General features: G+C 69.8%; 20 protein-coding genes, 2 tRNA genes and 1 pseudogene. 16 read left to right on the plus strand and 7 right to left on the minus strand.

The genetic code is table 11. The annotated features are described in order from the left end of the window. The first annotated feature begins 60 nt into the window (after positions 1-60). From HV824_RS07175 to HV824_RS07205, 7 genes are all read left to right on the plus strand, one after another. Positions 61-741, plus strand: coding sequence for an NUDIX hydrolase (locus HV824_RS07175; RefSeq protein WP_163780036.1), 681 nt, complete (start codon positions 61-63; stop codon positions 739-741). Between the two features lie 79 nt (positions 742-820). Then, complete coding sequence (locus tag HV824_RS07180; protein WP_176410779.1) at positions 821-2284, plus strand: MFS transporter; 1464 nt, start codon at positions 821-823, stop codon at positions 2282-2284. Positions 2285-2358: 74 nt separating this feature from the next. Further along, positions 2359-3924: a hypothetical protein gene (locus HV824_RS07185; RefSeq protein WP_176422950.1), complete on the plus strand. Its 1566-nt coding sequence runs from the start codon at positions 2359-2361 to the stop codon at positions 3922-3924. 100 nt (positions 3925-4024) lie between these two features. Then, positions 4025-4771, plus strand: coding sequence for a hypothetical protein (locus HV824_RS07190; RefSeq protein ID WP_176422951.1), 747 nt, complete (start codon positions 4025-4027; stop codon positions 4769-4771). Between the two features lie 135 nt (positions 4772-4906). Further along, positions 4907-6028: a pyruvate dehydrogenase (acetyl-transferring) E1 component subunit alpha gene (gene pdhA, locus HV824_RS07195; RefSeq protein WP_176422952.1), complete on the plus strand. Its 1122-nt coding sequence runs from the start codon at positions 4907-4909 to the stop codon at positions 6026-6028. Between the two features lie 53 nt (positions 6029-6081). Further along, entirely contained in the window at positions 6082-7068 is a 987-nt protein-coding gene (locus HV824_RS07200; RefSeq protein ID WP_013939245.1) for a pyruvate dehydrogenase complex E1 component subunit beta, read from the plus strand. A gap of 6 nt (positions 7069-7074) precedes the next feature. Next, the gene (locus HV824_RS07205; protein ID WP_176422953.1) at positions 7075-8316 is read left to right on the plus strand and encodes a pyruvate dehydrogenase complex dihydrolipoamide acetyltransferase; all 1242 of its coding nucleotides are present in this window, start codon (positions 7075-7077) and stop codon (positions 8314-8316) included. Between the two features lie 80 nt (positions 8317-8396). On the opposite strand, the gene HV824_RS07210 is transcribed toward HV824_RS07205, so the two are convergent. Next, on the minus strand, positions 8397-8645 hold the full coding sequence (locus HV824_RS07210; RefSeq protein ID WP_176422954.1) for a hypothetical protein: 249 nt from the start codon (positions 8643-8645) through the stop codon (positions 8397-8399). A gap of 183 nt (positions 8646-8828) precedes the next feature. Here HV824_RS07210 and HV824_RS07215 point away from each other — a divergent pair, with 183 nt between their 5' ends. Further along, the gene (locus tag HV824_RS07215; protein WP_176422955.1) at positions 8829-9071 is read left to right on the plus strand and encodes a DUF2795 domain-containing protein; all 243 of its coding nucleotides are present in this window, start codon (positions 8829-8831) and stop codon (positions 9069-9071) included. 146 nt (positions 9072-9217) lie between these two features. Next, a pseudogene (locus HV824_RS07220) lies at positions 9218-10375 on the plus strand (sensor histidine kinase). Here the strand turns inward: HV824_RS07220 and HV824_RS07225 are convergent. Continuing rightward, positions 10347-10931, minus strand: a complete 585-nt coding sequence (locus HV824_RS07225) for a hypothetical protein (protein ID WP_176415380.1) — start codon at positions 10929-10931, stop codon at positions 10347-10349. The pseudogene HV824_RS07220 and the gene HV824_RS07225 sit on opposite strands and share 29 nt — an antisense overlap. A gap of 51 nt (positions 10932-10982) precedes the next feature. Between HV824_RS07225 and HV824_RS07230 the strand changes: the two genes are divergently transcribed. Next, a complete protein-coding gene (locus HV824_RS07230) occupies positions 10983-11972 on the plus strand; it encodes a response regulator (protein WP_176415381.1) in 990 nt (329 codons plus the stop codon). A 122-nt stretch (positions 11973-12094) separates the two neighbouring features. Here HV824_RS07230 and HV824_RS07235 read toward each other — a convergent pair. The 4 genes from HV824_RS07235 to gltX form a co-directional block, all read right to left on the minus strand. Next, positions 12095-12166, minus strand: a tRNA-Glu gene (locus tag HV824_RS07235). 130 nt (positions 12167-12296) lie between these two features. Continuing rightward, positions 12297-12367: transfer RNA gene (locus tag HV824_RS07240), tRNA-Gln, on the minus strand. Positions 12368-12436: 69 nt separating this feature from the next. Next, positions 12437-12844 carry a hypothetical protein gene (locus HV824_RS07245; protein WP_176415382.1) on the minus strand — a complete coding sequence of 136 codons (408 nt, stop codon included), beginning with the start codon at positions 12842-12844 and terminating at the stop codon, positions 12437-12439. A gap of 58 nt (positions 12845-12902) precedes the next feature. Then, positions 12903-14342, minus strand: coding sequence for a glutamate--tRNA ligase (gltX, locus tag HV824_RS07250; protein ID WP_176422956.1), 1440 nt, complete (start codon positions 14340-14342; stop codon positions 12903-12905). An 87-nt stretch (positions 14343-14429) separates the two neighbouring features. Here gltX and HV824_RS07255 point away from each other — a divergent pair, with 87 nt between their 5' ends. Genes HV824_RS07255 through HV824_RS07270 form a run of 4 tightly spaced genes read left to right on the plus strand, consistent with a single transcriptional unit; the run spans position 14430 to position 17530 of the window. After that, positions 14430-14984 (plus strand): hypothetical protein, encoded by a 555-nt coding sequence (locus tag HV824_RS07255; protein WP_176422957.1) that lies wholly within the window; start codon positions 14430-14432, stop codon positions 14982-14984. Then, a complete protein-coding gene (locus HV824_RS07260) occupies positions 14981-15859 on the plus strand; it encodes a myxosortase-dependent metalloprotease, MXAN_2677/MXAN_2678 family (RefSeq protein WP_176415385.1) in 879 nt (292 codons plus the stop codon). Before HV824_RS07255 ends, HV824_RS07260 begins: the two co-directional genes overlap by 4 nt. Then, positions 15856-16800, plus strand: coding sequence for a myxosortase-dependent metalloprotease, MXAN_2677/MXAN_2678 family (locus HV824_RS07265; RefSeq protein ID WP_368738031.1), 945 nt, complete (start codon positions 15856-15858; stop codon positions 16798-16800). The genes HV824_RS07260 and HV824_RS07265 overlap by 4 nt, the downstream gene beginning before the upstream one ends. A 10-nt stretch (positions 16801-16810) precedes the next feature. Further along, on the plus strand, positions 16811-17530 hold the full coding sequence (locus tag HV824_RS07270; RefSeq protein WP_176415387.1) for an HAD-IB family hydrolase: 720 nt from the start codon (positions 16811-16813) through the stop codon (positions 17528-17530). Positions 17531-17568: 38 nt separating this feature from the next. Here HV824_RS07270 and HV824_RS07275 read toward each other — a convergent pair whose 3' ends face one another. Then, positions 17569-19620: a TonB family protein gene (locus tag HV824_RS07275; RefSeq protein WP_176415388.1), complete on the minus strand. Its 2052-nt coding sequence runs from the start codon at positions 19618-19620 to the stop codon at positions 17569-17571. A 244-nt stretch (positions 19621-19864) separates the two neighbouring features. Here HV824_RS07275 and HV824_RS07280 point away from each other — a divergent pair, with 244 nt between their 5' ends. Both HV824_RS07280 and HV824_RS07285 read left to right on the plus strand, forming a co-directional pair. Then, positions 19865-20431: a chemotaxis protein CheW gene (locus HV824_RS07280; protein ID WP_176415389.1), complete on the plus strand. Its 567-nt coding sequence runs from the start codon at positions 19865-19867 to the stop codon at positions 20429-20431. Beyond that, a complete protein-coding gene (locus tag HV824_RS07285) occupies positions 20428-21909 on the plus strand; it encodes a protein-glutamate O-methyltransferase CheR (RefSeq protein WP_176415390.1) in 1482 nt (493 codons plus the stop codon). The genes HV824_RS07280 and HV824_RS07285 overlap by 4 nt, the downstream gene beginning before the upstream one ends. Positions 21910-21924: the final 15 nt, after the last annotated feature.

The following is a 21924-nucleotide window of genomic DNA, read 5'->3' on the forward strand; positions in this document are numbered from 1 at the left end:
CACCATGGCGGGCCAGGTTCCGGCCATCGGCGTTCCTACTCCTCAGGAGAGCAGGCGGACATGCGGCAGCGTCATTCCAGTGTGACTGACATCGAGATCATCGAGGATTTCTCGTCTACCGCGAGATGCGACGAGGGCTTTCTCAGGGTTCGGCGGCTGCGCTGCCGCAACCGGCGCGCGGACGGCTCTTCCTCTCCCGTCTACCGGGTGGACGTGGTGGACCGGCCCCGGTTGGACGCGGTGGCGGTGCTCGTCTACCGCCGCGGCGCGTCAGGGCTGGAGGTCCTGACGCGGATGAACCTCCGGCCCGCGGCGTATTTCCGGAAGGACAACCGCGGCGCCATGACGGTTCCAGACCCCGCGTCTGGCTACTTGCGCGTGGAAGAAATCGTCGCGGGGCTGCTGGAGCCGGAGGACAAGGGCGAGGAAGGCCTGCGTCGCCGCGCCGCGGCGGAGGTCCATGAGGAGGCCGGTTTCAGCGTGAAGCCGGAGGACATCCGGCTGCTGGGCGGGGCCTTCTTCCTGGCGCCGGGCATCCTGTCCGAAAAAGTGTTCCCCGCCGCGGTGGATGTCACCGACCTCTCACCCGAGGAGCCCGAAGGGGATGGGTCGCCGCTGGAGGAGGGCACGCAGCTGCACTGGCGCCCCATCCAGGAGGTGTTGGACGCGTGCCGGCGCGGTGACATCCCGGATGCGAAGACGGAGGTCGCCTTGACGCGGCTGCTCGCCCTCCCGTCCTGACGGGCGTGCATTGGTTTCGCGCCGCCGCGTGCCGGGGTAGGGTGCGCGGCGTTCCGAAATCCACCGCAGAGGTCGCTGCATGTCGTCGCTGCCCCCCTGGCTGGCCCAGTTCCTGCCCATCCTCATCCTCCTGGGGGCCATCGGCCTCGTCCTCGCGCGCCTGCCCAAGGTGGAGTTGGGCCACTCGGAGGCGTTCAAGCGCCGCCGGCTCTTCAACTGGTTCCCGTTGGGCATGACGTACGCGTTCCTCTACATGGGGCGCTACAACCTCAACGTGGCCACCAGCGCCATGGGGGACCGCACCTCCAACGCGGACTTCGGCACCATCTTCGCGTGGGGCACCGCCGTCTACGGCGTGGCCTTCCTCCTCAACGGCCCGCTGACGGACAAGCTCGGTGGCCGGAAGACCATCCTGATGTCGGCCGCTGGCTCGTCGCTGGCGAACGTGGCCATGGGCGGCGTGGTGTACGCGGTGCTGACGCACGGCTGGGCGCCGCCGGGCGGCCTGGTGGCGACGCTGTCGTTCCTCTACGCCGTCAACATGTACTTCCAGAGCTTCGGCGCGGTCTCCATCGTCAAGGTGAACGCGGCCTGGTTCCACGTGCGCGAGCGCGGCTTGCTGGGCGGCGTGTTCGGCATCCTCATCTCGCTGGGCGTCTACTTCGCCTACGACTGGAGCCGGCTCATCGTGAAGGCGGCGCCCACCTACTGGGCGTTCTTCGTGCCCGCGGCCATCCTCGCCGTGTTCCTGGTGGTGGACTTCTTCGTCATCCGCGACACGCCTGGCCACGCGGGGCATCCGGACTTCGACACCGCGGACGCGTCCTCCGGAGAGACGGGGCCCGCGCTGGGTGTGGCGGGTGTGCTCAAGCGCATGCTGACCAACCGCGCCATCATCATCATCCTCTGCATCGAGTTCTGCAGCGGCTTCATGCGCAACGCCATCATGCAGTGGTACCCCAAGTTCGCGAAGGCGACGGGCATCGGCGAGACGTTCGTCGCGGCCAACTGGGGCATGCTGCTGTGCGTGGCGGGCATCACCGGTGGCATGTTCGCCGGCATCATCAGCGACCGCGTCTTCGACTCGCGCCGCGGCCCCGTGTCCGCCGTGCTCTACGCCGGCATGTCGGTGGGCGCCATCATCTCCTTGTTCGTCCTGGAGAGCGTCGCCCTGGGCTGGACGGTCATCTTCATGTCCCTGTGTGTCATCGGCGTGCACGGCATGTTGTCCGGCACGGCCAGCATGGACTTCGGGGGCAAGAAGAACGCCGGCCTCGCGGTGGGCATCATCGACGGCGCCGTGTACGCGGGCACCGCGCTGCAGTCCATCCTGCTGGGCTCCATCCTGCCGATGGGCGACGAGGCGAAGACCGCCGCCAACTGGGGCAACTGGCCCTACGCCATGCTGCCGCTGTCCTTCCTGGGCCTGCTGCTGGCCACCCAGGTGTGGAACGCCCGGCCCCAGCCGAAGTCCACGCCCGTGCCGGCCACCCTGCCGGTGCCTCCGGCGGCGCCAGCGAACCGGACCGGCACTGGCGGGTGATATCCCTGTGGCCCCAACGAGGTGTGACGCCGGGGTCACTCCCGCGTGACAGGGATGTAACGTAGACTCCAGGTGTGTCCCAGTTACCCGCACCCCTGCAGAGCCGCTTTGAGGTCCACGACCGGAAGCAGTTCGAAATCAAGCTCGAGTACCAGCCCTCCGGGGTGGAAGAGACGCGCTACCTCGTGGAGGCGTATCTCTTCCTGCCCGGGAGCCTGAACATCGACGCGGAGACGTACCCGCGGGCGGACTTCTACGCGGACATCCACAACTACGTGCGCTTCAAGACGCCGGTGATGGCGGTGAACGAGCTGCTGACCTCGGACTCCTCGCCGCTGGTGCGGCTGGAGGCGTGGCTGCGCACGGGGATGGGGTCCGAGAAGGACGTCGTGTACCAGGCCAAGCTCCTGTCCTGCGTGCTGCGCGGGGCGCTGCGCCGCTTCGCCACCGGGGTGGAGTCGCGGTGCGAGGGGCCGGTGGCGCTGCCCACGGACGCGTGCGCGGTGCTGGAGTCCGACGTCATCGCCATGCAGGCCGGTGTGACGCGGGTGCTGGAGCGCTTCCGCATGTGGCTGCGCGCGGTGGGGGAGCTGCACCTGCAGGAGCGCTCGCGGGCGTCGCTGCGGCTGGTGGACGAATACGTCAGCCTCCTGGTGGAGGGCGGCTTCCGGCGCTCCGTGGCGGACATGAAGGCGCTGCCCCGCGGCGAGCCGTGGCATGGGCTGCGCAAGGGCCTGATGGAGGCGGTGCTGCGGGAGGAGGCGTACCGCAAGGAGCACCGGCTGCGCAGCGTGCTCAGCCCCACGGGGGACAACGAGGAGTACATCCTCCGGCTGGGCTTCCTGAAGAAGTTCTGCATGAACGTGCTGTTCCTGTCGTCGAAGCGGCGGCAGAAGCGGCAGGGCTGGGAGGAGATGCTCTTCGCGCTGGCCGCGGGCGTGGCGATGACGGTCGCCACCTCGGTGGCCTTCTGGGCGCAGGAGCGCTACGCGCAGGCCAGCCTCAACTTCTTCCTCATCCTCGTGGTGGGGTACATGGTGAAGGACCGCATCAAGGAGGGCCTGCGTCGGATGCTCAGCCGGGTGGCGGCCATGCACCTGGCGGACCGGACCACGAACCTGGTGGACCCCGTCACCGGGCGCGTCATTGGGGCGTGTGAGGAGCGGGTGGACTACGGGCCCGCGCTGAAGGTGCCGGACACGGTGTCTGCGCTGCGTCAGCGCGACGACTTCCTCACCGCGACGCAGGGCGAGCTGTCGGAGACGGTCATCCGCTACCAGAAGCAGATTGTGCTGGATGCCCGGCACCTGCCGCGCACGCAGCGGGGGCTGACGGGCGTGACGGACATCCTCCGCCTCAACGTGGAGCGCTTCCTGCGCGACATGGACGAGCCGGAGCTGGCGCTGGAGTACGTGGACCTGGCGGACCTGTCGGTGGGCCACATCCGCGGCACCAAGCGCTACCCGGTGGACATGGTGTTCCGCTTCACGGTGGTGGAGGAGGAGACGGACCGCCGTCAGGACTCCGTCCAGTTCGTGCGGCTGGTGCTGGACCGCAACGGCATCCAGCGCATGCAGCGCTTCACGGACCCAGGCCCCGGAGCGCCGCCCAGCCGTTCGGGGTGGAAGTCCGCGGCGTGAGGCGGGCGCGACGTTCCAGGCAGGGAGGGGGGCGCATGACGCCCCTGGTTGAGGTTTCGGCGGCGCCCTGGCGCGCGCGCGGGTAATCTCCCCGGCGCACATGGCTTACGACGACTTCAAGAAGCGCATCCGCGACGACTGGCGTGACACCCTGCGTTCCATCCTGGAGCGCGCCCGCTCCCTGGGCCCCTCCGCCGTGCTGGCGTTCGACCTGGACTCCACCCTGTTCGACAACCGGCCCCGGCAGGCCCGCATCCTCCGGGAGTATGGCGCCGCCCGCTCGCTGGCCGTGCTGGCCGCCTGCGAGCCGCGCCACTGGGTGACGGGCTGGGACATGAAGGAGGCCATGCGCGCCTGCGGCCTGGAGGACACCCTGGTGGAGTCCCACTTCGCCGAAGCCCGCCGCTTCTGGGCCGAGCGCTTCTTCACCAGCGACTACTGCGTGGACGACGAGGCCATCGACGGCGCGGCCAGCTTCACCCACCAGGTGGTGGCGACCCGCGCGCGGCTCGTCTACGTCACCGGCCGCCACGAGGCCATGCGGGAGGGCTCCGTCTCCTGCATGCGCCGCCACGGCCTGGCGCTGCCGGATGACGACCGGGTGCACCTGGTGATGAAGCCCACGCTGGCCGAGGACGACGACGCCTTCAAGCGGGAGGCGCACGCGCGGCTGGGCCGGCTGGGGAGCGTGGTGGCTGCCTTCGACAACGAGCCCACGCACGCGAACGACTACCGGCGGAAGTTTCCAGAGGCCACCGTCATCCATCTGGCCACGGACCACTCGGGTCGGCCGGTGGAGTTGCTGGACGGCGTCATTTCCGTCCCGCACTTCGCGCTGGGCTCCTGACGCACCGCGCCTGAAAGAGGCCCGGTGTTGACGGGGTTTGAAAGGCTTTGAAGTCCCCCTGCCGCGCGCTATTGAGTCGCTCGGCGTCCGCCGCCCCGGGAGTCCCGTGGGTGGCCAGCATGGAGGCATCCCGCAGTGGCCAGCCCGTACTCGAAAGAACTGCTGTTGGACATGTACCGGAAGATGTACCTCATCCGTCGCTTCGAGGAGCGCGCGGGTCAGCAGTACACGCTGGGGAAGATCGCCGGGTTCTGCCACCTCTACATCGGCCAGGAGGCCGTGGCGGTGGGACCGGCGGAAGCCCTGCGTCCGGATGACTACATGCTCAGTGCCTACCGTGACCACGGCCAGCCGCTGGCCCGTGGCAGCGACGCGGGCATGGTCATGGCCGAGTTGATGGGCCGGGGCACCGGCTACAGCAAGGGCAAGGGCGGCTCGATGCACATCTTCGACATCGAGCATCACTTCTATGGCGGCTACGGCATCGTCGGCGGCCAGATTCCCCTGGCGGCGGGCATGGCCTTCGCCAGCCGCTACCGCAACGAGGACCGCGTCACGCTCTGCTACTTCGGCGACGCGGCCGCCAACCAGGGCTCCTTCCACGAGACGCTCAACATGGCGTCCAAGTGGAAGCTCCCGGTCATCTACATCTGTGAGAACAACCGCTACGGGATGGGCACGGCCATCTCACGGACGTCGGCGGTGCCGGAAATCTACAAGCGCGCCAGCGCCTACGACATGCGCGGCGAGCCGGTGGACGGCATGGACGTGCTGACCATGTACGAGGCCGTCAAGGACGCCGCCGAGTACTGCCGCGCCGGCAAGGGCCCCGTGCTGCTGGAGGCCAACACGTACCGCTTCCGCGGTCACTCCATGGCCGACCCCGCCACCTACCGCACCAAGCAGGAGGTGGAGGCGGAGCGCAAGGGCGACCCGATTCCGAAGCTGCGCGCCTACATCCAGAAGCAGGGGCTGGCCCAGGACGACGTCTTCGAGTCCATCGAAGAGGAGATCAAGGCGCTCGTGGACCAGGCGGTGAAGTTCGCCGACGAGTCGCCCGAGCCCAGCCTGGAAGAGCTGTGGCGCGACACCATCGTCGAGGAGGGCGAGGAGGACGTGCGCCCCCGCGAGCGCGTGTTGGGTCAGAAGGTGAACTGGCCGAAGTACCCCAGTGGCCAGGAGCTGAAGGTGACGTGGGACCTGGAGCCGCGCGAGCAGGCCGAGGCGGCCGACAAGAAGGCGGGCCTCATCCGCTAGGCGCGCGCTGACCTGTCTACCAACCCTTTTTCAGATTCGAGTCGGAGCCGACGATGCCCGAGTTGATGTACCGCGAGGCGCTGAACCAGGCGCTCGCCGAGGAAATGGAGCGCGACGCCAACGTCTATCTGATTGGCGAGGAAGTGGGCCGCTACAACGGCGCCTTCAAGGTGTCGCAGGGCCTGCTGGACAAGTTCGGGAGCGCGCGCATCATCGACGCGCCCATCGCCGAGCTGGGCTTCACCGGCCTGAGCGTGGGCGCGGCCATGGTGGGCTTGCGCCCCGTGGTGGAGATGATGACCTGGAACTTCGCGATTCTCGCGATGGACCAGATCGTCAACAACGCCGCCAAGCTGCGGCACATGTCCGGTGGCCAGCTGCGCTGCCCCATCGTGTTCCGCGGCCCGGGTGGCGCCGGTGGCCGGCTGTCCAGCCAGCACAGCCAGGCGCTGGAGGCCAACTACGCGCACTTCCCGGGCCTGAAGGTGATTGCGCCCGCCACGCCCGCGGACGCCAAGGGCATGCTCAAGGCGGCCATCCGGGACGACAACCCGGTGGTCATGTTCGAGGGCGAGCGGCTCTACGCCATCAAGGGTGAGGTGCCGGAGGGCGAACACGTCGTGCCGCTCGGCAAGGCGGACGTGAAGCGCGAGGGCACGGACGTCACCATCATCACCTGGAGCCGCATGTACTACTTCTGCATGCAGGCGGCCGAGGAGTTGGCGAAGGAGGGCATCAGCGTGGAGGTCCTGGACCTGCGCACGCTGCGGCCCCTGGATGAGGAGGCCATCCTGGCGAGCGTGCGCAAGACGAACCGCGCCGTCATCGTGGAGGAGGGCTGGGTGCTCGCCGGCGTGGGCGCGTCCGTGGTGGACATCATCCAGTCCAAGGCGTTCGACGACCTGGACGCGCCGGTGGAGCGCGTCACGGGCCTGGACGTCAACATGTCCTATGCCGCGAACCTGGAGAACGCGACGCAGCCGGACGCACCGAAGATCATCGCCGCGGTGAAGAAGGTGCTGTACCGCGAGGGAGCCTGAACGCGTATGGCCATTCCCATCCAGATGCCGAACCTGTCCCCGACGATGACGGAGGGGAAGATCGTCAAGTGGCTCAAGAAGCAGGGGGACAAGGTGTCCTCCGGCGAGGCCGTGGCCGAGGTGGAGACGGACAAGTCCAACCTCGAAATCGAGGCCTACGACGACGGCACCCTGGCGGAAATCGTCGTCGGTGAGAACCAGATGGCGAAGGTGGGCGCGCCCATCGCGTACCTCACCGCGAAGGGCGCCAAGGCGGCACCGTCCGCTCCAGCGGCGAAGCCCGCGGCGTCCGCTCCGGCTCCCCAGAAGCCCGCGGCGCCCGCTCCGGCGGCTCCGAAGCCCGCGCCTGCTCCGGTAGCTCCGGTCCAGGCGGGTGGCCGGCGTCTGCGCGCCAGCCCCGTGGCGAAGAAGATCGCGCGTGAGAAGGGGCTGGACCTCACCCAGGTGAATGGCTCCGGTCCTTCCGGCCGCGTGGTGAAGCGCGACATCGAGGAGGCGCTCGCGCGTGGGCCGGCGGCGGCTCCCGCCGCGAAGAAGGCCCCGGCCGCGCAGCCCGCTCCGGGCGTGCGTCCCGAGCCGACCGTGGTGCCCCTCTCGTCCATGCGCAAGGTCATCGCGCAGCGGATGACGGAGGTGAAGCCCGGCGTGCCTCACTTCTACCTCACCATCGAGGTGGACATGGAGGCGGCGTCGAAGGTGCGCGAAGAGGCGAAGGCGTTGGACCTCAAGGTCTCCGTCAACGACCTCATCGTGAAGGCCGTGGCCATGGCGGTGCGCCGCTACCCGAAGATCAACGTCTCGCTGCAGGGCGACAAGGTCGTCCAGTTCCACAGCGTGGACGTGGGCATCGCGGTGGCGCTGGAGGAGGGCCTCATCACGCCCATCCTCCGGGATGCGGACCAGAAGGGCCTGCAGGCCATCGCGTCGGGCGTGCGGGAGCTGGCGGAGCGCGCCCGCAAGCGCGCCCTCAGGCCGGAGGAGTACACCGGCGGCTCCATCACCGTCAGCAACCTGGGCATGTACGGCATCGACCAGTTCGTCGCCGTCATCAACCCGCCGCAGGCCTCCATCCTCGCGGTGGGCGCGGTCTCCGAGAAGGCGGTGGTGCGCGACGGTCAGCTGGCGGTCCGGAAGATGATGACCGCGACGCTGTCGTGCGACCACCGCGTCATCGACGGTGCCATTGGCGCCGAGTTCCTGCGCGAGCTGCGCGGGCTGCTCGAGCACCCCACGCGGCTGCTGTTCTAGTTCCAGGCCGTCCAGTTGCCCCGCTCCGCGCGCCCGTCCTGGGGCGCGCGAGGGCGGGGCAGGGCCTGTGGAGGCCCTTGCTACTTGCGCGTCGGCTCCTTGTGGCCATGCGCCTCCTGCTCCAGCTTGCGCTGGGTCTCCGTCACGCCTGCTTGCCGCTCGCGCGACGTTCCCGTCGGCAGCTCGTTCTCCTCATCGTCCGAGCGACCGCGGATTCCGGGCCAGGGCTGTGGGCGCGTGCCCTCCACATGCTCGATGCGCTCCGCATAACCGTTATCTCCGGCCGTGTTCTGCTTCGTCTCCTCGGATTTACCCTTGCTGTCCGCCATGTTGTGTCCTCCCAAGCAGGTGCCATCCGGCACGCTTCGTGGCGGTAACGGTGGGACGTGTGCCGCGCGCTGACCACCCACAAGCGGGTTGCACGGCTTGTCTCCCTGCCCGTCCCACGAGCGCGAAAAAAGGTCGGCGTCCGTGGGCGTTCGCTGCTTAACTTGCTTCCAATGAACGACGACATGACACGCGAACGGCTTGCCCAGGGTGTGTCGGAGTTTGAGTCGCGCGGAGGTCCGCCGCTGCCGCTCGCTGAGTCGCTGCACAAGGCGCTTGAGGGCGCCGTCTTTCCGCTGTCCGCGCGGCAGTTGACCTGGGTGGCCCGTGAGAACGAGGCCCCGGCCCTGGTGCTCTCGCTCCTGGGTTCACTTCCCCGGGCCAGCTTCGGCTCCGTGGACGCGGTGGCCCGGGCGCTGGAGGGATAGGGCCCCTCGGGGAGGTGCGATGCGTCAGGCGCTCGCGCTATCCTGGTGGTGCGCGCGGTACCCAGCAGATCGCGAAGGGGTTGAGGCGCTATCCTAGGCCTTACCAGCCTGGCCCCCTTCATGGGACGCTGGCCAGGAGGAGCGTCATGAACCCGTCTGAACTCCCCGCGGTCCTCTACGTCGACGATGACGCGCTGAACCTCCGGGTCTTCGACGCGAACTTCGGGCAGCGCTTCCGCATCTTCCGCAGCTCCTCGCCCAGCGAGGCGCTGGCGCTCCTGGAGCAGCGCAGGGGCGAGATTGGCGTCATCCTCTCCGACCAGCGGATGCCCGGCATGACGGGGGTGGAGCTGCTGGAGCGGGCGCGCACGATTGCGCCGGACGCCAAGCGCATGCTCGTCACGGCCTACGCGGACATGCAGGCCGTCATCGACGCCGTCAACCGCGGTCAGGTGACGCGCTACTTCGTCAAGCCGTGGGACCGGACGGAGCTCCAGGCCGCGCTCGATGACGCGCTCAAGATTGCCCGGCTGGAGCTGCGCATCCGCGAGGTGGAAGGACGCATGATGAAGTCCGAGCGTCTGGCCACCCTGGGACAGGTGACGGCGGGCATCGCGCACGAGCTGATGGGGCCGGTGGGCTACCTGTCGCAGAACGTGGTGTCGCTGCAGCGCGACCTGGGCAGCGTCATCCAGTAGGTGTCGCGGCACCTGCAGACGGACCCTGACGCCACCGTGGCGGAGACGGTGGAGGACCTGCCCGCCCTCATCAAGGACCTGGCGGAGGGCGCGGAGCACCTGCGGCAGGTGGCGCTGGGCCTGCGAGCCCAGGCGCGCGGTGAGGACCTGGAGGCCACGGCGGACGTCGCGGAGGTGGTGTCCTTCGCGGTGAAGCTGGCGCGCGCCGAGGTGCGGGAGCGGGCGCGGCTGACCAGCAACGGCGAGACCGTGCGCGTCACCTTCGGCCCGGTGAAGCTGTGCCAGGTGCTGCTCAACCTCATCGTCAACGCGGCGCAGGCCATGGGCACCACGGGACGTCCCGGGCGCATCGAGGTCCGGTGGACGGCGCGTGCCGACGACGTGGTGCTGACCGTGGCGGACAACGGCTGCGGCATTCCCATGGAGCTGCAGGAGCGCGTCTTCCAGCCCATGTTCACCACCAAGCCCGTGGGCGTGGGGACCGGCCTGGGCCTGTCCATCTGCCGCGAGCTCGTCACGCAGTTCGGCGGCAGCCTCCGGTTGTCCTCCACGCAAGGGGAGGGCACCGAAATCGAAATCACCCTCCGGCGAGCCCCGCTCCCCTGAGTCCGAAGGCGTTGCTGAGCATGCGCCACACGCGGTGCAGCGTCTGTGTCTCGGCGGCGCGGATATCCTCCACCAGCACCGCGCGGCGCAGCGGGCCCTCTTCGTTGTCTTGCGCGTACTCCACCACCAGCGCGTAGCGAGGCCCGGGACGCTCCACCATGTGGACGGCCCGCACCGCGTCGAAGGGCACCACCGCCGCGCGGGTGGCGCCGGGTGTCCGGGCCAGTTGTTCCAGCCGCAAGGACTCGGTGCGGAAGTGAAGGATGAAGCGCCGGCGGCCCAGCCGCGACTCCAGCTTGAGGGCCAGCCCCACCAGGGCCGCCGCCAGCAGGCCCAGTGTGAAGGCCGCCGTCGCGCCTTCCCGGACGCCCACCAGGATGGCGGCGCCCACCGCGCACCCCAGCCCAACGCCGACGAACAACCCAGGCAGGACACGCCGCGCCCAGGGCGGCGGCAGGGATTCGCCCACCAGCCGGCCGCCGTCATAGCGCAGCCTCACGTCGCCCAGCCGCCCGGGGACCCGGTTGTCCTGCAATGCGTCCTCGAAGCTCGCCACGCCCCCAGCATAGCGGGCCTGAAATGCGGGCTTCGTAGTTGGAAGTAAGCTGTGCGAATCTGCGTGGCCATGGAGCTCCCGTTCGAAACCGGTGAGGGTGAAGGAGGGGAAGGGGGGACGCTCGCGTCGACGGTGCTGGTGGTGGATGACGAGCCCGTCGTGCTGGACATCTGCGCCCGCCTCCTGGAGCGAGATGCCGACCTGGTGGTGACGCTGGCAGCGAGCGCGGAGGAGGCCCTCCCGCTGCTGGCCGAGCAGCGCTTCGATGTCCTGGTGACGGACAAGAACCTGCCCGGCATGGGCGGCGTGGAGCTCATCGCCGAGGCGCGCCGTCTCCAGCCGTCCCTGGAAGCGGTGATGATTACCGGCTACGCCAGCTCCGAAAGCGTCGTCGCCGCCTTCGCCGCGGGCGCCAGTGACTACATCCTCAAGCCCTTTGACGACTTGCGGGTGCTGCGCGCCAAGGTGCGCGCCGCCCTGGAGCGCCGGACGGCGGGCCTGCTCGTGCGGGAGCAGGCGCGAGAGGTGGCCCGAGAAGCCGCGGCCCTCCTGGCCTCCGGACAGGACGCGCCGGAGCCCGCCTACGAAGCCCTGGAGGCGGAGCTGCGGGCCTACGAGGAAGCGGTGCGCCTGGGCCTCAATGGCCGGGTGGCCGTCGTGGGCAGCGCGAACACCGTCGCCGTCATGCAGGACGCCGGCTTCGAGGCGGTGGAGCTGCCGCCCTACGCGCCCGAGCTGGAGCGCGTGGACGTCGTCATCGTGGAGACGGGCGACCCCCAGTGGCGCACGTTGGCCGAGCGCCTTCAGCGCAAACCGCCCGACGTGCTGCTGCTCGCCAGTCCCCAGGCGGACCTGGGCGACTTGTTGGAGGCGATTACGCTGCGCATGGACCTGGTGGGCTTCGGCACCAGCCAGGGCGCCGTCGCGCTGCCGGAGAAGGTGCGCATGTTGCTGCTGCGCAGGGGCGTGCAGCGGGCGCAAGATCGGCTCGCGGCGGCGCTCGCCACCTTCCGGCAGAGCATCGCCGCGCCGCTCCCCTGAGGCCCCCGCCGAGGCGTGGGGAGGAGCGCGCAGGCCGCGCCTCGACAGCGTCGCCGGGCCGTCGGTGTCTAGCCCGCAAAGCGAAACGCCCACCTTCTTTTCAGAAGGTGGGCGTCTCAGTGTGACCCTGCCGGGATTCGAACCCGAGTTTGAGCCGTGAGAGGGCTCCGTCCTAACCGCTAGACGACAGGGCCAAAACTTACTTCAGGCGCTGCTAACTGCCCGCGATTTCTACCTTTTTTCGTCTGCCTTCGTCAACCCTTTTTGTTTCGTGCTGCCCAGGTTGCTTCGGACTGACGAGGACTGCAACTGCGGGACGACAAGCTGGGGAACTAGGATTCGAACCTAGATAAGCAGAGTCAGAGTCTGCTGTCCTGCCGTTAGACGATTCCCCAAGGACCTGCTCGGCTGCGGCGCTTCTCTACCAACACCACTTCGGGACTGCAACAACTTCGGTGCGGCGTTTACTTCTTCCTGCTCTTCGTCGTCGTCGGCTTCTTGGCGGGCCTGGCTGCCTGCTGGGTCGGGACGATGTAGATGCGAACCTCGTCGTTCGCCTCGTAAATGTTCAGCCCCGCGAAGTTCTTCCCCGAGGGGTTGGTGATGTGCACCGCCTTGACGCCCGGCTGGTTCACGATCTGCCGGCGGGGGTAACCGCTCGTCGAGTAGACCGCGCGGTAGTAGTCCATCGTGCCATCGAAATCCCTGGGCGACCGGTAGCGATTCTCGCCGACGCGCCTGGACCCATCCGGCAACTGCGCGCCATTGACGACTTCGGCGCCCGCTGAAACCGCCCAGAGCGCCACCAGCGCCGCTCCGAGCGGGCGCGCCTTATAAAAACCACGTTTCAGGCTGTCAAGGGCACCCATCATGGGTCCGAAAGATAGGGGCCTGCGCTGCTGACGTCCACCGCTACCTGCGCCTGACGGCTCAACCGCGCGTCAGCGCCGCGTCGATGCGCCGCAGGGATTCGTCGCGGCCCACCAGCACCAGCGTCTCGCCGATGCCCGGGCTGGTGGTGTTTCCGGTGAGCGCCACGCGGATGGGCTGCGCCACCTTGCCCATGCCGACGCTGGAGGCCTCGCTCACCTGCTTCACCACGCCGTCCAGCGCCTCCACTGACCACTCCGGCAGCGGGGCGAGCGTCTCGCGCACCTTGCGCAGCAGATTGAGGGACTCTCCGGAGAGGTGCTTGGTGGCGGCCTTCTCGTCCAGGGTGATGCCGGCGCGGAAGTAGACGTTGGCCGCGGTCGTGGCGATGTCCTCCAGGGTGTTGGAGCGCTCGCGCAGCGTGCGCACCAGCGTCTCCAGCCGAGGGTCGCCCTTCGCCTGGACGCCCTTGGCCTCCAGGAAGGGGAGCAGCCGCTCCACCACGGTCTCCACCGGCAGCTGCTTCATCCACTGCTGGTTGAGCCACAGCAGCTTCTCCGGGTTCCACACGCCGGAGGTGGTGCCCACGTCGCTGAAGTCGAACCACTCGAGCATCTGCTCGCGGCTGATGACCTCGTCGTTGCCGTGGCTCCAGCCCAGCCGGATGACGAAGTTGAGCAGCGCCTCCGGCATGACGCCGTTGCGCTTGTGCACCATGACATCCGCTTCCGGGTGCTTGCGCTTGGAGAGCTTCTCGCGGTCCGGGCCCAGGATGAGCGGCAGGTGGGCGAAGTCGGGAGGTGTCCACCCGAGCGCCTGGTACAGCATGAGCTGCGGGAAGGTGGAGTTGACGTGCTCCTGGCCGCGCGCGACCAGGGTGATGTCCATCAGGTGGTCATCAATGACGCACCCGAAGTTGTACACGGGGATGCCGTCCGCCCGCATCATGACCCAGTCATCCAGGTCGCTGTGCGTCTTGGTGATGGTGCCCAGCGCCTTGTCGGTGAAGGACACGGAGCCCTCGCCCGCGGGCATCTTGAAGCGGATGACGGCGTCCGCGGCGGCGCGGCCGGCGGGGGGCTCGGTCCGCTCACGGCAGGTGCCCGGGTACTTGAACGCGCCGCCCGCCTTCTCCGCCGCCTGCCGCTGCGCGTCGAGGTCCTCCTTCGTGCAGTAGCACCGGTAGGCCTTGCCCTCGGCGATGAGCTGGTCGGCGTGCTTGCGGTAGGTGTCCAGCCGCTGCATCTGGAAGTAGGGGGCGTAGGGGCCTTCCTTCCCGGGGCCCTCATCCCAGTCGATGCCCAGCCAGTTCAGCCCGTCCAGGATGGCCTGCACCGACTCCGGCGTGGAGCGGCCCTGGTCCGTGTCCTCCATGCGAAGGACGAAGGTGCCACCCTGGCGCCGCGCCTGGAGGAAGTTCATCAGCGCCGTACGGGCACCGCCAATGTGAAGGTAGCCGGTAGGCGAGGGAGCGAAGCGGACGCGAAGGGCAGGAGGCATACGGGCGCGCGGATTAGCAGGGCGAGGATGGAGGGTCAACGCGGAGGGGCATTCCTGGAGTAAGTTGGATGGCCAGGGAGAACTCGTATGTCGATTCGTCAGGTAGTTCGCACGTTGCTCCTGGCTGTCCTCCTGGTGGGCGTGCCCGTGGCCGCCACCACCCAGCTCCGCGTGGACCTGTCCGGGCTCGCGGTAGGCGCGGACACCGTGGTCCACGGGGTCGTCCGGCGCGTGGAGAGCCGCTGGAGCGGCGACAAGATGCGCATCCTCACCGATGTCGAAATCCAGGTGACGGAGTCGCTCAAGGGCCAGCCTGGGAGCACGGTGCTCGTCACCCAGCCCGGCGGCCGCATGGGGGACATCGGCCAGGTGGTGCATGGCCTGGCGTCCTTCACGCCGGGCGAGGAGGTGGTGGTCTTCCTGCAGAGGCGTGGCCCGCGGGCCTTTCGCGTGTCCGACATGGCGCAGGGCAAGTTCCAGGTGAAGCGCGAGGGAAAGACGGCGCTGGCCGTCCCGGAGCCCACCGAGTCGCAGTTGCTGGACCCCGTCACCCGCAAGCCGGCCGCGTCCGCGCTCCAGTCCATGACGTTGGTGGAGCTGAAGGCCGCCATCCGTGAAGCCCTTGGGGAGCAGACGCCGTGATGCCGCTCGCGCCCCTGCTGCTGGCCATGGCGCTGGGCCAGACGGACCCCTACGTCCGCAGCCGTGTCGATGCGGGTGACACGGGCACGCAGTGCCTCTACTGGACGTCCCACCGCATCGTCTGGAACCAGAGCACCTACGGCAACCCGGACACGGCGGGAGACTCCGAGTTCGACGCGATTCGCGCCTCGTTCCAGAGCTGGCAGGACATCTTCGCCGAGTGCGGCAACCTCACGTTGGTGGAGGGCCCGCGCGTGGACGAGCGCCAGGTGGGCTACCGGCGCCAGGGGGACAACACGAACCTGGTGCTGTTCCGCACCCGGGACTGCAACACCGTGGTGCCCGAGCGTGACGCGTGCTGGGACGACGACACGTGCGCCAACACGTATGACTGCTGGGATGACGACGACAACACCATCGCCATCACCCTCACCACGTACGACGAGCGCTCGGGCATCATCTACGACTCGGACATCTCCTTCAACGCGGCGCGCTTCTCCTTCACGACGGCGACGTGCTTCCCCCCGACGACGACCCAATGCGTGGCCACCGACGTGCAAAACACCGCGACGCACGAGGTCGGCCACCTCATTGGCCTGGACCACACGCGCGCCAACGGCTCCACCATGAATCCCAGCGCGCCGCCGGGCGAGGTGTCCAAGCGCGTGGTGGACTCGGGCTCGCGCGGCTTCGTCTGTGACGCCTACCCTCAGGGACAGGCCAGCCAGTCGTGCCTCCACCCGGTGACCTCCATCGACCTAGGGCCCAAGGCCGGGGGCTGCTCCGCGGCGGGCCCGGGCGGGGCGCTGGCCCTGGTGGCCGTCTGGTCGCTGTGGCTGGCGCGCCGCCGTCGTCACGAGGAGGCGGTACGGTGAGAAAGGCGCTGGTGCTCGCGGCCGCGTGTCTGGCCACCTCCGCCCAGGCGCAGCGGGGGGAGGAGCCGTCCTATCGCCGCACCCTCGTGCCCGGGCACCCGCTGTGCCTGCTGTGGCCGGTGCGTGAGTACGTCTACCACCTGGACGCGGCGGGCAGTTTGCGCACGCCGGGAGACTCCGAGGTGGCGGCCATCGAGGCGTCCTTCGACTCGTGGCGGCGCGTCTCCGACGGGTGCAGCGACTACCGGTTCACCCGGGGCGAGGACCGGCGAGCGCCCATCGCCGTGGGCTACGACGAGACGCGCCCCCGGGAGAACTACAACATCATCACGTTCCGGGAGACGGCGTGCCACGAGGTCGCCCCGGCGGACGATGCGTGCTGGACCGAGGAGAGCTGCGGCAACGTCTACCGCTGCTGGGAGCATGGGTCCGGCACGATTGGCCTCACCACGTCCACGTTCTCCTACCGGGACGGGCGGGTGTTGGACTCGGACATCGAGCTGAACGCGTCCCAGCCGGCGGGGGGCTACAGCTTCCTCTTCACCACGGTGGACTCGCCGGTGTGTGAAGGCGAGCCCTCGGTGGACTGCGTGGCCACGGACCTCCAGAACACCATGACGCACGAGATTGGCCACGTGGTGGGGCTGGACCATGTCTTCGTCCCGGGCGCGACCATGGAGGCCACCGCGCCGCCGGGGGAGACGCGCAAGCGCGTCATCGACCCGGGGTCGGCCGCCGGGCTCTGTGACATCTACCCGCGTCACCTGCCGCCCACCCAGTGCTTCGTGCGGGAGGGCGCGGGGTTCGCGTTGAAGGCGGACGGTCGGGGCAGCGGCTGCGCGGCGGCGCCGGGACCGGTGGCGCTGGGGCTAGTCGCGCTCATCCTGACGCGTGTGCGGCGGCGCGCGGTCCGCGCCGCGGCGTCCCTCCGGCGGGATTAGGGGGCCTGGCGTGACCGTCGCATTCTTCGACCTGGACAAGACGCTCATCGCCGCCAACTCGGGCTCGTTGTGGATTCGCCGCGAGCTCGAGCTGGGGCACATCTCCCGCTTCCAGGCGCTGCGCGCGAGCCTCTGGATTGCGCGCTACCACCTGGGCTTCGTGTCCATGCAGGACGCAGTGGCGCGCGCCATTGCCCAGCTCGCTGGTACACCCGCGAAGCCGCTCCAGGAGCGCACCGCCGTGTTCTACGAGGAGCAGGTGCGGCCGCTCTACCGGCCCGGCGCCTGGGCCGCGCTGGACGCGCACCGGCGCGCCGGGGAGCGGCTCGTCCTGTTGACGTCGTCCACGGGCTACCTGTCGGAGCTGGTGGCGCGGGAGCTGGGACTGGACGCGGTGCTGTGCAACCGCTTCGAGGTCGACGGCGCGGGCCTCCACACCGGACGCGCCCTGGGCACCATCTGCTTCGGCCAGGGCAAGCGCGTCTGCGCCGAGGCCTACGTGCGCGAGGCGGGCGTGGCCCTGTCGGCGTGCGCCTTCTACACCGATTCGTATTCGGACCTGTCGGTGATGGAGGTCGTGGGGCGGCCCGTGGCCGTCCACCCCGACCACCGGCTGCGCCGCCACGCCCGGAAGCGGGGCTGGCCGGTGGTGGACTGGGGCGTGCCGCCCGGCGGCGCCGTTCCGGCCGTTCCGCCCGCGCCGCCGGTGGTGCCGTCCACCGGACCCTGATTCGCATCGGGTCCGGCGGGGACGTCAGCGATGCCGCCTCAGCGGCGCGGTGCCACCAGGCGCATGCTGAAGGTGTAGTCCACGTTCACCGGGTAGCCCTTGTAGACGATGGGCTTGTAGGTGCGGGACGCGAGGGCCTCGAGCACCACGCGCTCCATGTGGGCCACGGCCTTGATGGTCCGGCACTTCTCCACGCGGCCCTGCTGGGTGATGGTGCAGCGGACAATCATCACGCCGCTCGACTTCGCGGCCATCGCTTCGCGCGTGTAGATGATGTCCTTGCCCTGGCCGACCATCTCCGGGCGAGGCATGTCCTCATTGTAGGGGAGCACATCGCCACGCGCGGAGGCCACCGCCGCGTTGGAAAGGACCGGCAGCGCCAGCCCGGTCGCCGAGCCCCTGGCCGGAGCCGCGTCGGCCGCCGACGCCGTGGCGCCTCCCACGGCCGCCGCGATGGGGAGCTCCGCGGCGGGCGAGGCCGTGGGGGCGAGCAGCACCGGCGCGGACATGCCGCCCGGCGTGGCCACCGGCTCCTCGACTTCCTCCGCCGTCTCATCCGCGCTCACGGAGGCCACCCCGACGTGCCGGCCGCCGCCCCGGCGCTTCTGGAGCTTCTGCGACAGCACCACCTCGCCCGTGCCGCCCGTGACGACGGTCTCCATCTGGTAGCCCTCCATCGCGAAGGTCAGCTCCACCGTGACGGAGCCATCCTGTCCCGCCGGAATCTCCAGGGTGAGGGGCGTGACGCCTCGCTCCTTGCCCCGGTAGAAGACGCGGGCGCCGGAGGGCTGGCTCATCAACTTGAAGCGGACCTTGCTCGCGTTGGCGGCGGCTGCGGGCTCGGGGGCCGGCTCCGCGGCGGGCGCGGCGGCGACGGGCGCCGGGGCCTCCGCCTGGGGCGCGGGGGCCGGCGGTGCCGCTTCCTTGTTGGCCATGAAGAACACCGCGCCGCCCGCGATGAGGGCCGCCACGACGAGGCCGCCCAGGCCGCCCGTCAGCAGCGTGCGCTGCCGGGCGCGCTCGACGTCCTTGGGCACCTCCACGCTGATGTCCACCGCCAGCGTGTCACCGGACTCGGTGTTGTTGCCCACGTTGGAGAACAGCGCGGGGGACGGGTAGGGGCCCGTCGTCGTCGCGCCGCCGGGCCGCTTGAAGATGCCGCTGTTGCCGCCCGCCGCCATGCTCGCTTCGCGCAGGCCCTCCAGCAGCTCGTCCATCGTCTGGTAGCGCCGCGCCGGGTCCTTCTCCAGGCAGCGCCGCACCACCGCCTCGATTTCCGGCGGGATGTGGAGGTCCGGGCGCACCTGCTGGAAGGTGGGCGGGGCTTCCTTGTAGTGGGCGAAGATGAGCTCGATGTGGTCGCGCGCGATGAACGGCGGACGCCCCATCAGCATCTGGAAGAGGACGATGCCCAGCGAGTACACGTCGCTGCGCGCGTCGGTGGCGTTGCGCGCCTGCTCGGGCGCCATGTACTGCGGCGAGCCCAGGAACGTGCCGTTCTGGGTGATTTCGGGGGAGAGCTGCCCCTCCTGGGGCGCCGCCACCGACTTCACCAGGCCGAAGTCCAGCACCTTGACCAGGTCCTGATCCTGCTCGTTGAGGAGCATGATGTTGGCTGGCTTCAGGTCGCGGTGGATGATGCCCTGGCTGTGCGCCTCGCGCAGCGAGCGGCAGATCTGCTGGGTGACGGAGATGGCGCGGGACCACGACAGTGGGCCGACCTGCCCCAGCACCTGGGCCAGCGTGCGGCCGTCCAGGTACTCCATGGCGATGAAGAAGATGCCGTCGTCCGTCTGCCCGTAGTCGATGACGGTGACGGTGTTGGGATGGCGCAGCTTCGACGTCAGCGACGCCTCGCGCAGGAAGCGCTTCTGGAAGCCAGGGTCCCGGCTGCTGGGGAAGCTGGGGTTGAGCACCTTGATCGCCACCACGCGCTCGAGCGGTGCCTGCAGGGCCCGGTAGACCCGGCCCATGCCCCCGATGCCCAACGGTTCCAGGATGCTGAAGCGGCCGTTCAGGGTCCGCCCGATGAGCGGATCCGCGCCCGTTCCAGTGGGTGCCTCGGGATTCGGCGAGTCGCCCTTGATCATTCGTAGCCCCAGACAGCAAGCAACATCGGTTCTCCAGAAGTGTCGCCGCACTTCATCAAACCATACCTGCCGCGCGCTTCGCACCAGGGGGTTGTCCGATCCAGCACGTCTGATGCCTTCCGTTGCCGCCATCACTCGTCGTTCGTGTGAGAGTGAATGCCGGTTAGCCCGCATTGACGCTTCTTTGTCTGGCAGACTAGCGTGCTCCAATCCCGCGCTTCAGTGACAGGCGGGAGTTCCCCTGATGGCAGACACAGCAGATAATTCCATGGCCGCGCAGTCGCGCCGCCTCTCCGTCGAGGAGCGGCTGGGTCAGCTCGAGACGGAGCAGGCCCAGCTGCGCCAGGAGCTGGCGTCGCTGGCGGGTGAGCTGCGACTGCCGGGCATGTACCTGGCGGTGGACGCGGCGGGTACCAGCGCGCTGATGGACGCGGAGACGGTGCAGGAGGTGGTGCGGCTGGTGGAGCTGGAGCCGCTGCCCGGGGCGCCCGCGCACGTGGCGGGGACCTTCGTCTACCGGGGCAGCCCGGCCGTCGTCGTGGACCTGGCGGCGCTCCTGGGGGTGAAGCGGGAGGCCTCCCTGGATGCGCACCTGGTGGTCTGCGGTGGCGGCGCGCGCACGGTGGCCGTGCTGGTGGACCGCGTGCGCGACCTGGTGGAGTCCCCGGTGCTGGTGGACGGGACGCCGGATGGGGCGTCGCCGCTGCCGTGGGATGCCAGCGGGCTGATGGCGGGCCTGTGCCGGACGCCTGAGGGCGTGCGCCCGTTGCTTCGGACGTCCGCGGTGCTCGTGGGGCCGGAGGCGCCGTGAGCGAGGGGGTGCTCGACGACGCGACGCTGGCCCGGGTCGAGGACGTCCTCCAGGCGGCCTGCGGGGTGACGTTGGCGCGCAGCCTGCGCCGCTCGCTGGAGACGGCGCTGGGCCGTGCCGCGCGTTCGCGAGGCCTGGCGCCCGACGCCTTCCTGCGCAAGCTGCTGGTGCGCGAGGCCGCGGCGGTGGAGTGCTTCATCGAGCACGCCGTCATCGGCGAGACGTACTTCTTCCGTCACCCGGAGCACCTGCGCACGCTGGCGCGCCTGGCGCAGACGCACCCGGCTCCGTGCTTCCAGGTGTGGAGCGCGGGCTGCGCCAGCGGCGAGGAGCCCTACAGCATCGCCATGGCCCTGCTGGCGGAGGGGCTGCCCGAAGGCCGCTTCCGCGTGCTGGCCACGGACGTGTCGGAGCGGGCGCTCCAGCGCGCGCGGGCTGGCGTGTACGGCCCGTGGTCCCTGCGCCGCATCGAGCCGGAGCAGGAGAAGCGGTTCCTGGTCGCCAGCGGCGACGACTCCTCCGTCATCCCCCAGGTCCGGCGCGCCGTGGAGTTCCGGCGCCACAACCTGGCCGTGGACCCACCGCCCTTCATGGGCCTGGGCGCCATCTTCTGCCGCAACGTGCTCATCTACTTCCCGACCGAGCTGGCGCGGGAGGTGCTGAAGCGCTTCCTCGCCGCGCTGGCTCCCGGTGGGCTGCTCTTCGTCTCTCCGGCGGAGGTGCCGCTCACCAATGGCCTGGGCCTGGAGACGGTGGACGCCGAGGGCAGCGTGGCGCTTCGACTCCCGGTGCCGGGCGCTCCTCGCGCCGTGACGTCCGAGGCGCGGCTTGCTCGCCTGGGGGCGGGCCGCAACCAGGTGGCCTCGGCGGTGCCTCCAGCCCGGTGGCCGCAGGCGTTGGCCGCTTCAAGGGCGCGCGTGCCGACCCGGGGCGCAGCGCCGTCCACGCAGGGCAGGCCGCTGACGTTTGACACGTCCCCGGGCGCGCCCGGAGCGTCGCGTCCTGCGTGGGCCGCGCCCGCGCCAGCCTCCGCCGCGCTGACCGTACCGCGGCCCGTGGACGCGCCCGTGGCCGTGGAGGGCCCTCCCCTGGAGCGCGCCATCATCGCCGCGCGCGGGGGCCACTTCGAGGCGGCGGAGGCGCTGGCGCGCGAGGCCGCGAAGGCGCTGGTCCCCGAGGCGTACCTGCTGCTCTCCATGGTGGCCGAGGTTCGTGGCGACCTGAACGGGGCGGTGGAGGCGGTCCGCAAGGCGCTGTACCTGGAGCCCCGGTTGGCGCTGGGGCACGCCACGCTGGTGGCCCTCTACGGGCGCATGGAGCGGCGCGAGGACGCGGAGCGTGCGCGGCAGAACGCCCTGCGCGCGCTGGACGGACTGGATGATGAGCACCCGCTGCGTGGGGTGGAGACGATGACGGCCGGCGGCCTGAGGCAGGCCCTGGCGCCAGTCGAGCAGGCTGGCTGGCATGGCGTGCGCTGAGAGGCGCGCGCTCCG

This window comes from Myxococcus sp. AM009 (genome assembly GCF_013372605.1).
Taxonomy (GTDB): domain Bacteria; phylum Myxococcota; class Myxococcia; order Myxococcales; family Myxococcaceae; genus Myxococcus; species Myxococcus vastator.

Coding starts and splice junctions, on each gene's coding strand:
- HV824_RS07180 (WP_176410779.1), top strand. CDS start 821: ATGTCGTCGCTGCCCCCCTGGCTGGCCCAGTTCCTGCCCATCCTCATC.
- HV824_RS07280 (WP_176415389.1), top strand. CDS start 19,865: ATGGCAGACACAGCAGATAATTCCATGGCCGCGCAGTCGCGCCGCCTC.
- gltX (WP_176422956.1), bottom strand. CDS start 14,342: ATGCCTCCTGCCCTTCGCGTCCGCTTCGCTCCCTCGCCTACCGGCTAC.
- HV824_RS07200 (WP_013939245.1), top strand. CDS start 6,082: ATGCCCGAGTTGATGTACCGCGAGGCGCTGAACCAGGCGCTCGCCGAG.
- HV824_RS07205 (WP_176422953.1), top strand. CDS start 7,075: ATGGCCATTCCCATCCAGATGCCGAACCTGTCCCCGACGATGACGGAG.
- HV824_RS07210 (WP_176422954.1), bottom strand. CDS start 8,645: ATGGCGGACAGCAAGGGTAAATCCGAGGAGACGAAGCAGAACACGGCC.
- HV824_RS07215 (WP_176422955.1), top strand. CDS start 8,829: ATGACACGCGAACGGCTTGCCCAGGGTGTGTCGGAGTTTGAGTCGCGC.
- HV824_RS07175 (WP_163780036.1), top strand. CDS start 61: ATGCGGCAGCGTCATTCCAGTGTGACTGACATCGAGATCATCGAGGAT.
- HV824_RS07255 (WP_176422957.1), top strand. CDS start 14,430: ATGTCGATTCGTCAGGTAGTTCGCACGTTGCTCCTGGCTGTCCTCCTG.
- HV824_RS07190 (WP_176422951.1), top strand. CDS start 4,025: ATGGCTTACGACGACTTCAAGAAGCGCATCCGCGACGACTGGCGTGAC.
- HV824_RS07245 (WP_176415382.1), bottom strand. CDS start 12,844: ATGATGGGTGCCCTTGACAGCCTGAAACGTGGTTTTTATAAGGCGCGC.
- HV824_RS07275 (WP_176415388.1), bottom strand. CDS start 19,620: ATGATCAAGGGCGACTCGCCGAATCCCGAGGCACCCACTGGAACGGGC.